We start from the raw sequence: 15079 nt of genomic DNA on the forward strand, positions 1-15079 counted from the left end.
AGAGAGTATTGTTTCCGGCCGTTTTCGCGGCTTTCCTTTGCATCGCGTTTCTTCAGACTCCATCTTTCTGCGATGGCAATCTCGATGCGAAGGTGAAAACCGCTTATATTTTCAACATTCTCAAGTTCATCACCTGGCCTGGCGCGACGGTTGAAGACAAGACCACTCCCGTCCGCATCGTCGTCGTAGGACAAGACCCGGTGGGCGATCTCCTGGAGGAGCTGGCCAAGTCAGCTTTGGAAGGCCGGACTCTGAAGGTCGAGCATTGCACGGATGAAACGAATCTCGCGTCAGAGGCTCACATCGTTTTCATCAGCCGTTCCATGGAACAGCATCTTCCCGACATCGTGCAGAACTACCAGGGAAAAATCGTTTTGACCATCAGCGATATCAGGCAATTTTCCAGGAGAGGCGGAATCATCGGTTTTTTCCAGGATCGGGGAAGGATCAAGATCGAAATCAATCTGCGGATGGCCAGGGAACTCGGATTCAAAATCGACGCCCGACTGCTTGAAATAGCACGCATTATTCAATAACTGGTTCGACTGGGACACGCGCAATGATGAGAAATCTATCCATCAGAAGGAAACTGATTCTGATTTCCATGGTGCCGAGCATCATCAGTCTCGTTTTTATCAGTTTCACGTTCTTCGCATGGGAGAAAAACTATACCCGCCAAGCCCTTTTGCAAGACATGACGGTCCTGGGAAAGCTCATCGCGGAGCGAAGTACCGCGGCGCTTTCATTCGACGATGCAAATCTTGCCGAAGAAAATCTGGCTGCGCTGCGCGTGAAGGACGCTATTTCCGCAGCCTGTATCTACGACAAAACCGGCTCGGTGATCGCTTCCTACTCGGCGAGAAAGAACATCGCCGTTTCCTTTCCGCCTTTTCGGAAAGAGAGTTGCAGCGAATTCGGGCCCAGCGAACTGCTTCTGTTCGAGCCGATTCTGCTGGATGGCAAAATATTGGGAACGGTCTATATCCAGGTCAGCCTCGATCAGCTCAACCTCCTCATGAAACGGCACTTCCTGTCGGCGCTCCTCCTGGTCATTTTCACCATGCTCGTCGTGTATCTCCTGGCTTCAAGGCTCCAGGGTCTCGTTTCCACTCCCATTTTCGGTCTTACGAAAATCGCGGAACATGTGTCCATCCAGAAAGACTATTCCGTGCGGGCCGTTCAAACCAGCAACGACGAACTCGGCATTCTGGTTCGTTCCTTCAATGGAATGCTGGATACCATCGAAGCCCAGAATACAAAGCTTCTGGAGAACAACAGGCTTCTCGAACAACACGTCGCGGAACGCACCCTCGAGCTGTCAGAGGCCAAGGAGCGCGCCGAATCGGCCACCCAGGCGAAATCAAACTTCCTGGCGAACATGTCGCACGAGATTCGAACCCCCATGAACGCCATTCTCGGCATGTCTCAGCTCGCGCTGATGACCAACCTCGATGCCCGGCAACGGAATTACATCGAAAACGTCCACCGCGCCGCGGAAAATCTGCTGGGCATCATCAACGACATCCTCGACTTTTCCAAGATCGAAGCCGGCAAACTGGCCTTGGAGGCGACGAACTTCTGGCTCGATGACGTGCTGGACAACGTCGCCAGCCTGATCGCCCTGAAAGCCGAAGAAAAAGGGCTCGAGCTGCTCTTCAGCGCCCCCCCGGACCTGCCCACCTCCCTGGTGGGCGACCCGCTGCGGATCGGGCAGGTCATCAGCAACCTGGGAAACAACGCCGTCAAGTTCACCGAACGGGGGGAAATCATCATCGGCGTTGAGCCGCAGTCGCAGACTGAGCACGCCGTTGAACTGCATTTCTGGGTTCGCGATACGGGGATCGGGATGACCGCCGAACAGCAGGCGAAGCTGTTCCAGTCGTTCAGTCAGGCGGATACATCCACGACCCGGAAATACGGGGGATCAGGACTCGGCCTGGCGATATCCAAGCATTTCGTCGAAATGATGGGCGGAACGATCTGGCTGGAAAGCGAGGCGGGAAAGGGATCGACCTTCCATTTCACGGCGCGATTCGGCCTGCAGGCAACCCCGCAGCGACGATGCGCATTCCCGGCCGAGGAGCTGGAAGGCCGGCGCCTGCTCGTGGTGGATGACAATGCCAGTGCCCGGGAAATACTGACGAACATCGCCCAGGGCTTTCACCTGGACGTCGAAACGGCCCCCGATGGCCCCCAGGCCCTGAAACTGACCGAATCCGCCTCGCGACAGGGCCGCCCCTTCGATATCATTCTGATGGACTGGAAGCTCCCCGACATGAGCGGCATCGAGTGCGTCCGGCATATCGAGCAGGAGCAGCACGCAAAAGCTCCGGTCGTGATCATGGTGACCGCCTATAGCCGGGAAGAGGTGCTCGCTGATGCCGTTCATTTCGGGGTAGCCGCCCCCAGGATTCTTTCCAAGCCCGTCACCCCATCGACCCTGCTCAACGCCATCGGGGAAGTATTGGGAAAGCGCCTGCCGATCGACATCACCCCAAAAAACAGGGTAGCAGATATATCATTTATTATGGATAAACTCGCCGGAGCCAGAGTTCTTCTGGTGGAAGACAACGCGATGAACCAGGAACTGGCCCGGGAGCTGCTGCAGAAAGCCGGCATCGAGACCGTTCTTGCCGCCGACGGCCGGGAAGCGCTCGAGATTCTGGCGCAGGACAAGCGGTTCGACGGCATCCTGATGGACTGCCAGATGCCGGTGATGGACGGCTACGAAGCGACCAGGGAAATCAGACGGAACTCCGATTTCGCGGATATTCCCATCATCGCCATGACGGCCAGCGCAATGGTTGGCGATCGGGAGAAGGTTCTGGCCGCAGGAATGAACGATCACATCGCGAAACCGCTGATGGTGCAGCCGATGTTCTCCACCATGGCCCGATGGATCAAACCGAAGGCGACACCTGAAAAAACAGCCCGGACTCCCCCTCGTTCCGAACCCGCCGCTGCATTGCCCGCCCTCTCGGGAATCGATGTCCAGCGGGCCCTTGCCGCCATGATGGGCGATGTCGGTCTTTATCGACACCTGGCGATCAGGTTTTGTCACGACCTGAAGGATTTCCGGGCCGAGTTCGTAACCGCTCAGACTTCGATCGACCGGACGGCGGCGACCAGGTGCGCCCACACGCTGAAAGGGACCGCCGGCAATCTCGGCGCAACCGATCTCCACGACTTGGCCGCCAGGCTGGAACAGGCCTGTCAGACCGGAGCCGAACCGGCCGCGGTAGCACCCCTGCTCGACCAGACGGTTCAGGAGCTGTCACGCGTGGTAAAGGAGCTGGAAAAACTCGGAGAGTTCCCGGCCAAGGTTTCGGAGAGGGCGGGACGTCAGCCTGACGAGGCCTCTCTGACCTCGGTTTGTGGCCAGTTGCGAAAACTTCTGCAGGAAGCCGATGCCGATGCCGTCGGACTGTTCGATGAACATGCCGAACTGCTGAACATGGCGTTCCCCGGGCAGTTTTCCTCACTGGACAAGGCCATTCGGGCCTACGACTTCAGCGAGGCGCTGACCACTCTGGATCGCATGCTTCCCGAAAAGAAGAACTCATGAAAAAATGAAGGGCTGGGTCGGGATCGAGCGCGATACGTGTTTCGACCGGGTCGACGCGAGATGCCGGGCGAAGTCGTCTTGTTTTTCGGCAGGCCCAGGACGATTCAACGACGGAGCCGGCCGATGGAGAAGAGCCTGAGGGGCTCGGTCTTTCCCTTCAGGGTGATGGGCTCCAGCGGCTCGAGGGATATTTCCGACTCCAGGCGGTCGACGACGGCCTCGGAAATGATGATCGAAGGGCCGGGACGGGCGGCGGCGGTCGTGCAGAGACGGGCGGCCGTATTCACCGAATCGCCGATGACGGTGTAGTCGATGCGTCCCTCGCGCGAACCGACTTTCCCGGAAATGGCGGGACCGTAATGGATGCCGATGTCGGTGCGAAGCGGTGCGAGACCCGCACCGGCGCGCTCGCCGTTCATCGTCTCCTGGGCCGCCATCATGTCCCGAGCAGCGGCGACGGCCCGTTCGGCCGGGTGGGGCGCGCCCTCTCGCGCGAAGAAGACGGCCATGACGGCGTCGCCGATCAGCTTGTCGATGCTTCCCTCGTTGGCCCTGATGACGGGGTCGAGCCGGGAGAAATACCCGTTCAGCAGGTCGATCACCGCTTCGGGAGAGATGCGTTCGAGGAGCGCGTCGAAGCCGTGGAGGTGGGAAAAGAGAATCGCCACGTCGCGCCGTTCCCCGCCGAGCTCGAGACTTTCCGAATCGTCTTTGCGCACCTCGTCCCATACCTGGTCGGAAACGAGCCGGCGCATGCGCTCGCGATGCCCCAGCTTCTCGGCCATCTGATTGAAGGTCGCGGCGAGCCTGCCAAGCTCGTCGTCGGAAGTGACGGGCGTCCGAGCGTCGTAGTTTCCGCGGGCGATGTCGCCGACGAACGCCGTGAGCGCGCCCACCTGGTCGACGAGGCGCCTCGACAGGAAGAGGGCGCAGCCGATCATCCAGATGACGCTCCAGGCCAGCATCAGCCCCAGGAACTGGAGAATGGTGCGGCGGCCTTCGTCGAGCAGGGCCGCATCGACCCAGCCCGCCAGCAGGTAGCCGCCGATCTGCTCGGGGAAAAAGCCCGTGACCAGCGCCTGCTTCCGGCTCAGGCTGCAGAAAGCCGTCTCGTGGGCCCTGAAGGACTGGACTCTGTAGAACAGGTTCATGAGCTCCGGATCGCGCCGCATGCCGGCGGGCAGGAGAGTCCCGTCGCTCCTGAGCACGCAAACACGCACGGCCCCGTATTCCCCCGCTTTCGAACGCCCGATCATCCGCTCGATGAACGGACGAGCGAACTCGGTTTCATCGAACGCATAACCGATGAGGCCGAGGATTCGCCCGCCCCTGTCGGCAAGCCAGGCATACCTTGCGACCATGTTCCGCTTGCCGATGCGCATCTTGTTGAATTCGCCGATCTCCCTGGAGGCGTTCGCCAGGGCGCGTTCGAGGTCGTCGCCCTGGACCAGCGGCTGGCTGCGATACAGCGCGTCCGGCGCCTTTCTCCCCGTTGCCTCGATCATGCGCGCGAGGAGAAGGCGAAGAATGACCGGATAGTCCCCTCCCTTATGGATCGGCGGAATCCCCCTGCCCCGGTGAATCTCCCTGCCGTCCGCCAGGATGACGAGCATTTCGTAACGCCGGAGCTCCGACGCGAACGATGCCACGCGGCCCTCGACTGAATTTTTAGATATAATATCGTTTACAATAACAGACTCGAATGCTTCGAGTTCGTGTCTGCGACTTTTCTGGAATTCCCGATAGGAGGAGTCGATCGAGGAGAGGCTGCTCTTGAGCAGACCCTCCCATCTGTTCTTTTCGAGCCGGGCCGTTTCCCGGGATCGTTCCCAGCCGAAGCCGCACAGCATGACGACGGGCAGAACCGCCGTGACGAGGAACATGATGACCACCTGGGTCCGAAGCGACAAAACGGGCGGATGCTCCCGCATCCAGCTCATCCAGCCGGCGAAAGTGGCACTCGCCGCGATCAGGCACGCCAGGAACCTGATCGCTCCGGCCCATTCCGCAAGCCGGCCATCGATGCGGTCCCGGCGGATTCCCACGAGGGCGTATCGACCGTTTTCGTGGGGGATGTAGCGCGCCATCCATAATCCGTCGGGTGTTTCGATCTCGGTCTGGTTCCAGAGCAGCCGCGAGACCACCTGCTCCGGAGGGCGGAGCCGGGTGAGGCGGGCCTCGCAGACAATGCCGCGGGGAGATTTTCTGACGATCATCGCCTGGTCGGGGACGAAGGAGAGACGCGAGATGGAATCACGGGCGATACGGCGCGAGGGAAGCTTCAGCGGGTCGATGAACAGCCAGAGGCCGCCGCTGCCTCCGGAGCCGCACGGAATGGCCCAGGAGAGGCGGAGCCGGTACCGGTCGAGGAAATACTGCGGCATCCCGTCCGAGCCCGCCAGGTCCTGCGGGGACGTGAAGCTTCCGTGCATGCTCCGGCAGATCCGCTGCGCCCGGTCGCCGCGCGCGGCAGAGGCCTCCTCGCCGGATTCCCCGGTGACGAGCGCCACGACCTCGGCCCAGAGCATTTCCCGGGTCCGGGCCGGCTCGTTGCCGGACTGCCAGGCGATCCGACCGGCCGCATCGAACGCGAACACGTCGGCAGCGGGAAACAGGCGTTTCATCGCCCTGCCCGCGGTCCTCGCGGTCTTCGCATCCCACGGCCGCGCCCGGGCCGCCCGGAGCACCGGTTCCGCGCTTTGCCGCATCCAGCGGTTCCGGTTGAACCGCTCGGCCATGTCGAGAACCGTCGATGTCAGCGAGGCCGCCATATCGTCGCGGTTCTCCCGCATGGCGCGGTCGAGATACAGGTTGAACGCGCCCCAGAACACCGCAAGACCAGTCAGGACGACGACGACGCAGGCGGCGAAGATCCAGGGTCTCCGCCGGCTCGAACCTGCAACAGTCATGTCGTTCATACGTCCGCCTCAGTATACCCCACCGGGTCGCGGGCGATTTCATATGCCCGCCCGTCCTCGACCCCTTCGAGCGGTTCGCAGGGGAATTCACGTGCGATGAGGGCGGCGGTTTCCGCAGAAACGATGACCTTCGTGCGCTCTCCCCAGCGACTCACGGCCTCGAGTTTCGCCGCGAAGGCGACCGCGGAACCGATGACGGTGAAATCCTGCCGGCCGCCGGCAGCGCCGACCTTGCCCGAGATCATCTTTCCGAAATGAATGCCGACGCCGTTCTCGATGGGAAACTCGCTACGAAGCACCCTGGCGCGATTGAGCTCGACGAGCATCCGCCGCATCGCCAGGCCTGCGCGCGCCGCGCGTATCGCGGGATGTTCGATTCCCACACCGTCCTTGAACACCGCCTGGATGGCGTCTCCCACGAGCTTGTCGATCTCGCCGCCGAAACCGCGTATGACGCCGTCCATCGCCGTGAAGTATTCGTTCAGCATCGCCGTCACCTTCGCCGGCGGCTGTCGTTCCGAGATGCCCGTGAAGTTTCGGATGTCGGAACATAATATAGCCGCATAAATATATTTACTCCCGTCCCTCTCTCCTGTCCGCTCCGCCTCGGTCCCGGCCCAGGCCGATTCGGACAGGAACCGGCGCATCCGCTCGCGCTGCTTCAATCCATCGGTCATATCGAGGAACGAACGGCCGAGCATGGCCAGCTCGTCCCGGCCGCGGACAGGAAGGCGGATGTCGAGATTGCCTTCTCCGACGGTTTCCGCCGCCTTCTGCAGCATCCGGATCGGTTCGAGCAGTCGTCTGGAAAGATACATGCCGACGCCGACCGCCGTCGCGAGGGCGATGAGGACGCCGGCGCAGGCGAGCGCGAACATCCACGCCGTCTCCCTTTTCAGGTTCCGAACGGGGATCCTCGCTGCCAGGACGCCAAGACGGAGATAGCTCGGCCGGCTCGTCTGAACGATGTACGGCCCGTCGGAGAAATCGACCCGGGCCGAGACGGCCGATCCTGTCTGCTGCGTGCGAACGGCAAGCCGGAGAAACTCCCTCGGAATGAAGGGAAGCTTCGGATCGACGACGGTCTTGTTGACGCGGAACAGGTCCCAGCCGGGGGCGTTCCAGCGACCGGGAACCACGTTCCGGTCGAAATACTCGCTCGAGTCGATGCCGAGCGTCGTTCCGCCGGCGAGCATCCCCGCCACCGCTTCCCCGCGCAGGGAATATGGCAGGCAGAACAGCAAAACCGTCTTTTCGGCAAGCATCATGTACGTGATGCGGCCGACGTTGTTGAACAGCTCTTTCAAGGGAACGGCATCGCCGATCAGCTCATGGATCGGCAGCTCGAGTTTTTCTTTTCGTGAGGAGCCTCCCGCCAGGGCCGGGAACCCCGCCGCGGTGCGCAGTTCCTGAAACACCCCCTGCATCGCCTTGCGTACGACGGGAATCATGATCAGTCTCTGCCCTTCGGTCGACCTGATGACGACCTCCTGGGAAGTCGTCGCAGCCGGGTCGCTCGCCTCGATGACGAGGATTTCCGTGCAACTGGCGATCTTCGCCGCGATGTCCGCGACATTCCGTTCCGGTTTCCCGGCGACGGTGCGCGCGACCGATGTGAATACTTCCTGATATCGTTCGAGGGTATCGCGAAATCCGCGATCGAGAGCGGTCATGAGCCGCAACGCTTCGTTCTGCCACTCGATCCGACGAACCGTTTCGAGGTCGAGAAGCCGCATGACGCCCTGCATCAGGGAGAAACCGACGGGGACCATCCCGGCAAGCAGAAAGACCACCGCCGTCCGCGTGCGAAGCGAGCCCGACAGCCCAACCGCACTCCCCGGGGTCGGGGTCGTGTCGGTTTCCGCCGCGCCGGAGCCGGCCAGGAACCCGGCCAGCAGCCAGGAAAAGCCGCCTGCAAGGACGACAAGCCCGGCGGCGAGAAGGCGGAGGCCGGCCCCTCCACCCGTCCAGAACGATTCGGGGCGGAAGAGCACCAGCTTTCCCGAGGCATGGGGCGGCAGGTTCCGAAGCAGGGCATATCCGCCCGGTACGGGCAAGACCCGGCCTGGCTGTTCCAGTAGCGCTGGAAGGGCGAAGCCGGGCAGGTCGCCGGCGCGGTCAAGCCAGGTCGTTCCGGATGCGTCGAGGATTCCCAGGCCCGAAACCTCTTCCTCGGATGGTCGGCTGAGGATCGCCCATCGATGATAGGAGGCCGGCGGTATCGCTTCGAGCGGTATTCGGAACAGCACGCCGAACTTATAGACGCTCTTCGTCTTGGCGACGGTGGGGCGGGACACCGCGACCGCAGTCGGCCGGCCCCTGTCGTCAGGCACCGTGAGGGCGAACATGGCCGCGGTTTCGAGTTCGTCCAGTGTTGCACCGCTTCCGAACCAGCGGAACAGGGCGGCGGAGGCGCTGGCGAGAACGGCGGGGTCGGCTGGCCGCGACTCTTCGATGCTGTCGGTCCGAATCTTCTCGTTCAGACCGTTCCAGATGGCGCGTCCAATGTCGGGATCTTCGTCGGGAGGCCAGCAGAAAGGCCGGCCGGATTTCGAGAAGAGGTTGATCCGAACAACCAGGGGATCCTGGGCCGCAGGAATCACTTGTTCGAACGCTTTCCGGACGATACTCTCGACCCTGTCGACGTCATAGCCGTAGCAGTTGCTCATTTCCTCGGAGAGGATTGATTCGAGAGGGGCTGTCGGGGCGATCGAGGCTTCCACCCGGTCGGCGGCCATGGCTAGGATCTGTCTGGCATCCTCGAGCTCGCGGCCGCGCGCCTCGCCTCGATACGAGACGAACCAGCCGAGCATGACGAAGACCGGCAGCATCGCAAAAAACGCGAGAAGCGGCCGCATGGTTCCAGAACCGGGGCGTTTTCGGTTCATGGCAGTCCCTCCAGTTCGAACAGGTCCGCCCCCGCTTCCTGCACGGCGAGCCTGTTCCACGTGAATCCGGACCGTAACCGATCTGCGACGCCTGGGGAGACGACGATCTTCGTCGCCGCCCCGAACCTGCTCGCGGCTTCGCACGCGGCGGATCGGGCCATGATGTTTCCGATGATGGTGATATCGCGCCGTCCTTCGGCGGCGCCGACGAGACCGCGCACGGCAACGCCGACATCGACGCCGACGCCGTTTTCGATCGTGAACAGCCCCGCCGCCTTCCGCGCAGCGTTGAAGCCCGCCAGCGCAGAACGCATTTCGGCGCCGGCCAGGACGGCGCGCCGGATGTGTCCGGCCTCGTCTTCGCCGGCCGTCCGGGTGAACACCGCCGTGATCGCATCGCCGACGAACCGGTCGACATCCCCGCCGTGACGCCGGATTACCCGCTCCATTCCGGTGAAGTAGTCGTTCAGCATCGCGACGATCTCGCCCGCCGGATGTCGCTCGGAAATCGTCGTGAAGCCGCGGATATCGCTCGACAGCACGGCCACCTCGACCTGCTCGGCCGTGACGCCGCCGGCCGAGGCCTCCCAGGCTGCCGCAGAGAGATACCGTCGCATGCGCTCACGCTGGCGAAGTCCCTCGACCATGACGTTGAAAGAGGTCGCAAGCGTCGACAGCTCTGCGGGTCCCCCGATCGGCAACGGAGGCGCATCATTGCCGGCCGCCACCATTTTGCCTGCTTTCGTCAGGGCCGAAATGGGGCCGGCGATTCGCCGGTTCAGAAAAACCGCGATCACTACGACCGGCAGCAGGGCAAGCATGAGTCCCTGGAGGATCGCACCGGAACTGCGTCGGAAGCTTTGCTCCACCGTTTCATACGAAACCATGCTCAGGAGCGCCATGTTGGAGTTGAACGACGAGGGCCTCACGGCAACAAGATTTTTCCCATCTCCGCCATCTCCAACGATGCCCGCACCGTCACAGCCCCTTCTGATGAGATCCTGGCACATTCGGATCAGGTCGGGAGAGTTGCCTCTGTTGTCGGGATACAACACCGAATTGTACATCTGCTTCACCCGGATGCCGTCCGCATCACGATGCCTCGTCAGAGTATTTCCGAAGCGGAGAGACTCGTCATCCACCATGATATTGACGAAAAGAATGCCGATGGCCCGTCCGGCCGCGTCCCTGAGGAGCTCCCAGAAAATCGAGGTTTCTCGGGAGAACAGGTTGCCCCTCATGACTCTTCCGCGGCCATGAAGCCCGTGCAGGAGGGGATGCCCTTCCCCGACGATGTCCGCCGCGTCCAGCCTGACCGTCTGCTCCTGCTTCGCCGGCTGATCCGGCTCTCCACGAGCGGCTTCGATGATGCGTTTGAAGACGAGTTTTCCGAACGCCTGCATCGCTTTGTCGAGCCCCCCCGTGTCCTGCCGTTTGATCTCCTTGCGCCAGATCTGCCCGTCGGCCCCGAAACAGACGGCGAAGTTGCCATGCGTCTCTTCCGCCAGGATCCGGCGAAGGGCGCTCCAATCGCCTGCGGCAAGATGACCCGCAACGCGCACGGCAAGGTCCGACATGTCTCTCTGCACGCTTTCGAGCTGGTTTCTGAACCGGCGGTCCGCCGCATCCACGCGTTGGAACAGGCGCGAACGCCAGAGCCGCAGGGACGCGTCCTTCGAATCGGCGGCTTCAGACAGGCCTATTCCAAGAAATGCGGTGAATGGCACCCACGAGGCCAGGAAAAACATGGCGAATATCTTGACCTGCAGTCCGATTCCGGAGGCCTGTCGGGCGGTGAGGAGACGTGCGAGGCCGCGACCGCCGACCAGGGCGAAGGCGATGCAGCAGCAGCCTGCGGCGAGCCGCAGCCAGCCTGGGATCGATGCGATACGCCCCGGTTTGCAGCCGAGCGCCAGAATATGGCCTTCGCCAAGCCGGAATGCGGCAAACGTACCGAACCGGTTCGTCAGAATCGTTCCGTCACTGCGCGGGAGCCGCAGATCCCGCCAGCTCGTTCCACTCAGGCGCTTCGACGCGGGAACCATGAGACGCGTTCGATACTGAATGGCACAGTAATCGACATTTTCGTAGGAAAGCACTGAAGCGATCCGGCGCTCGACGAACAGCGGATCGAAGGCGTCCTCCCGAACGTATCCCATCCATCCGCTCCTGGCCGGGCTCATTTCATCGAGGGTTTGCCTGAGGAAGGAGAACCGGAATTTCCGCCCCTCCGCATCGACTCCTCCGAGGAGAAACGTCGATGAATGCCAGATGTCCTCGAGATTCATGAAGGGCGAAAGGCGGCTCTTGGCGGCGTTCGAACCCCTTTGTATCAGGGCAAGTTCCTCGGGCGACATCTTCCTGCCGTTGCACTGCCAGGTTTTCAGGATCGTCGCATTCCAGACGTGCTCGATATCCTCGGCTTCGGAAGCCGGACCATGGAAATCCATCAACCGGCCGTCCTCATCGAACCGCCAGACCCGGACTGATTCGGAGGAGTGATCCGCCCACGGTCGCCAGGGGTGGCCGAGGATTTTTTCGAGACCGATGAAGAACCTGTCCTTCTCGTTCTGTGCGAACGTGGCCTGGGAAATGGATGTGAAAAATCGTTTTTGATCCGTCGCGTTCTGGAGCCGGGTCGCAGCTTCGGCGATACGGACGGCGGCCTCGTAGGCTTCATTCCGGGCCGCATTTCCGATGGCCCATTCCGCCAGCCAGAGAAAACACAGGGTGACGAGCAGGATGCCCGCCCAAATCACGGTTCCTGCCAACCGATGGTCTGGCCGACCGTCGCCGGTGATGGCCGGATCGGCCGCGTCCTGCGCGGAATCGCCGGGTTCATTGTTCAAGATCATCGCCGACAATTCTACCCCGCGCCGGTCCGTTCGTCATTTCCGTGGAAACGGCCTTCAACACCGCACCACAGGTTGCGGCTCAGGGCCGGGGGCGGATCGGCCGATACTAGGATAAGGAAGTCCGACATCCCGTCGGTCTTCCTCAGACACTTTTTCCGGAGGCAGACACAGCTATGAACGCATTCTTCGTCGGCATCGGCGGTATGGGCATGAGCGGCCTGGCCAAGATCCTCCATACGGCAGGGAACAGGGTTGCCGGCTCGGATCGCGCGCTCGACGGAGACTACTGCCGCCGGCTCCGGGATCTGGGCGTCACGATCTATCCGCAGGATGGAAACGGCCCCCGCCGCTTCCTCGAGGAAGCCGGGCTGAAGGCCGAAGACGTCGTCATCGTCAAGTCCACCGCCGTCGAGGACAAGGTGCCTGACATCGTCACCGCGCGGGAATTGGGCATCCGCGAGATCATGCGTTCCGATCTGCTCGCCGACATGGTCAACACGACCCGCGGCATCGCCGTCGGCGGGACGGCGGGCAAGACGACCACCACCGGCCTGATCGCCTGGGTGCTGAAGCACGCCGGTCTCGACCCCTCCTGCGCCGTCGGCGGCATCATGTCGGGCCTCGAAACCAACGCGTTCCGCGGCGCCGGGCCCCACTTCGTCATCGAGGCCGACGAATCGGACGGCTCGATCGTCAAATACACGCCATATATATCGATTATTACAAATATATCGCGCGACCACAAGTCGCTCGACGAACTCAAGGAGCTGTTCGGCCAGTTTCTGGCGAACACCGATCCGGCCGGCGCCTGCATCATCTGCGGCGACGACCCGTACCTGCCGGAACTCGCCGGCAGGGCCGCCGGTCGCGTGATCAAATACGGCCTGGGAGCGGGCAACGACCTTCGGGCGGACCATATCATCGTCGGAGCCGGGAAGGTGACGTTCACGGTCGACGGAACGCATTTCGAGATCAGGCTTCCTGGTCAGCACAACGTTTTGAACGCGCTCGCCGTGATCGCCGTCGCTCGGTTCGCCGGCGTTTCCGACGAGAAGACGGCCGAGGCAATGAAGGCGTTTCCCGGCATGAAGCGGCGGTTCGAGCACGTCGGAACGGCGCGCGGCGTCACGATCATCGATGACTTCGCCCACAATCCCGCCGAGATCGCCGCGGCGATCCGAACGGCGCGTCAGGCGTCGCGCCGGCGATTCATCGTCTATCAGCCGCACGGATTCGGTCCGACCAGATTCACCCGCGACGACCTCGTGCGCGTCTTCACCGATCTCACTCACGACGAGTATCTGTATCTCGACGACATCTTTTACGGCGGCGGAACAGTAGAGAAGGATATCTCGTCGAAAGACATCATCGACGAGGTCCGGCGGCGGTTTTCCAACGCCTATTATCACGGGAGCCGAGATAAGATAGTTAGCGATATTGTAAAAGAGGCCCGGGACGGCGACATGGTTCTCGTCATGGGTGCGCGCGACGTGAACACGATCTGTCGCCGCATCCTGGACTGCCTTCAATAAGGCCGAACACGCGATGGAAGGATCGAACATGTCTCTCTCCCTCCTGTTCGCCCTCCCGCCCGGCCCCCTGCGGATCGGTCTCGTCGAAGCGGACGGCGTATGCGTCGGCGCGTCGCGCCCCGAATACCTGCGGTCCGTCTCCGAGGAGATAGGCGACCGCATCGATCCCGGCTATGTCTATCCCGATCCGCTTCAAAAAGGCATCCGAAGCCTTCTGAAGACGTACGGGTTCCACCCGTCCGGACGCAACAGGCCGGCCTCCGAGTTCCTGGTCAAGGATCTCCAGGTCCGCGGCGAGTTCCATCCGATCAACGTCGTGGCCGACATCAACAACCATCTGTCGCTCGTGTCGCACCTCCCGATCAGCATCTTCGACCGGGACAAGGCCGGCGACAAGCTGTCCGTTCGTCTGGGCATGGAGAACGAGTCCTATGTCTTCAACAGGGAAGGACAGGAACTCGCTCTCAAGCACCTGATCGTCGTCGCTCGCTCCGACGGGAACCTGCAGGCAATCGCAAGCCCGGTCAAGGATTCCCAGGAGACGAAGGTGTTCGAATCGACGAAACGGGTGACGGGCATTGTCTATACTACACGCAATATTTCACCCGACGAGGAGTTCGAGCCGTTCCTCGAACGGTTCTGTCGCCTTCTCCGCGCCGAAGCGGGGGCGTCCGCCGCATCCTGGCGGATTCTGGACCAGCCGCGATGATGCGGCACACAGATCGATCTGCATGGGAGACTACACCGTGAAACGAAAACTCGGGGCCCTGTTCCTGTCGTTCCTTCTCGCGTTGGCGACGTCCGGCTGCACCGAAGAGGGCCGCCTGGAAGACCGGATGAACTCGAAGGATCCGTCGGTCCGAAAGGAAGCCGCGCTGAAACTGGGCGATCGGGGCACGCCAAACGCCCTTCGCATTCTCCAGCTTCACGAGGACGATCCCGACTTCACCGTCCGCAACGTCGTCATCGAGCAGGTCAAGCGGATCAACAAGCAGACGTTCATGAAGTGACGCCCGTTCGGAGGATCAGAAGCGGATCTCGAACCCTCCCGCCGACGGAAGTTCGATGAACTCGTCTTTCAGGATCGCGACCTGTTCCACCTCGGAGTAGCCCGGCCCGCGCCGCATCGCGGTCAGATACTCGTCGACGGCGGCAACGCTGCCTTCGGCACAGAACTCGACCGCTCCGTCGGCCCGGTTCCTGACCCAGCCCGAAACCCCGCATGTAGCCGCCTGCCGGCGCGCGTATGCGCGGAAGCCGACCCCCTGGACGAAGCCGTGGACGACCCCGTGAACGCGGCGAAGCCGCTCCGCCGACATGG

General features: G+C 62.1%; 9 protein-coding genes. 5 read left to right on the forward strand and 4 right to left on the reverse strand.

Going from position 1 to position 15079, the window contains the following annotated elements; all coding sequences use genetic code 11:
• The first annotated feature begins 92 nt into the window (after nt 1–92).
• Together PLU72_01830 and PLU72_01835 are read left to right on the forward strand one after the other, a co-directional pair.
• On the forward strand, nt 93–536 hold the full coding sequence (locus PLU72_01830) for a YfiR family protein (GenBank protein HOT26896.1): 444 nt from the start codon (nt 93–95) through the stop codon (nt 534–536).
• Between the two features lie 23 nt (nt 537–559).
• Complete coding sequence (locus tag PLU72_01835) at nt 560–3565, forward strand: response regulator (GenBank protein HOT26897.1); 3006 nt, start codon at nt 560–562, stop codon at nt 3563–3565.
• Between the two features lie 104 nt (nt 3566–3669).
• On the opposite strand, the gene PLU72_01840 is transcribed toward PLU72_01835, so the two are convergent.
• From PLU72_01840 to PLU72_01850, 3 genes are read right to left on the reverse strand one after another with little or no spacing between them, the layout of a single operon-like run.
• Nucleotides 3670–6483: an adenylate/guanylate cyclase domain-containing protein gene (locus tag PLU72_01840; protein HOT26898.1), complete on the reverse strand. Its 2814-nt coding sequence runs from the start codon at nt 6481–6483 to the stop codon at nt 3670–3672.
• Complete coding sequence (locus PLU72_01845; GenBank protein ID HOT26899.1) at nt 6480–9371, reverse strand: adenylate/guanylate cyclase domain-containing protein; 2892 nt, start codon at nt 9369–9371, stop codon at nt 6480–6482. Before PLU72_01845 ends, PLU72_01840 begins: the two co-directional genes overlap by 4 nt.
• Nucleotides 9368–12226: an adenylate/guanylate cyclase domain-containing protein gene (locus PLU72_01850; GenBank protein HOT26900.1), complete on the reverse strand. Its 2859-nt coding sequence runs from the start codon at nt 12224–12226 to the stop codon at nt 9368–9370. Before PLU72_01850 ends, PLU72_01845 begins: the two co-directional genes overlap by 4 nt.
• Nucleotides 12227–12399: 173 nt before the next feature.
• Here PLU72_01850 and murC point away from each other — a divergent pair, with 173 nt between their 5' ends.
• Genes murC through PLU72_01865 form a run of 3 tightly spaced genes read left to right on the forward strand, consistent with a single transcriptional unit; the run spans nt 12400 to nt 14768 of the window.
• On the forward strand, nt 12400–13758 hold the full coding sequence (gene murC, locus PLU72_01855) for a UDP-N-acetylmuramate--L-alanine ligase (protein HOT26901.1): 1359 nt from the start codon (nt 12400–12402) through the stop codon (nt 13756–13758).
• A 28-nt stretch (nt 13759–13786) separates the two neighbouring features.
• Nucleotides 13787–14467 carry a phenylalanine--tRNA ligase beta subunit-related protein gene (locus PLU72_01860; protein HOT26902.1) on the forward strand — a complete coding sequence of 227 codons (681 nt, stop codon included), beginning with the start codon at nt 13787–13789 and terminating at the stop codon, nt 14465–14467.
• Nucleotides 14468–14504: 37 nt separating this feature from the next.
• Nucleotides 14505–14768, forward strand: coding sequence for a HEAT repeat domain-containing protein (locus tag PLU72_01865; GenBank protein HOT26903.1), 264 nt, complete (start codon nt 14505–14507; stop codon nt 14766–14768).
• Between the two features lie 15 nt (nt 14769–14783).
• Here the strand turns inward: PLU72_01865 and PLU72_01870 are convergent, their stop codons facing one another.
• Nucleotides 14784–15077, reverse strand: coding sequence for an acylphosphatase (locus tag PLU72_01870; GenBank protein HOT26904.1), 294 nt, complete (start codon nt 15075–15077; stop codon nt 14784–14786).
• Nucleotides 15078–15079 lie beyond the last annotated feature (2 nt).

It is taken from the genome of Candidatus Ozemobacteraceae bacterium (assembly GCA_035373905.1).
In the GTDB taxonomy this organism is placed as follows: Bacteria; Muiribacteriota; Ozemobacteria; order Ozemobacterales; family Ozemobacteraceae; genus MWAR01.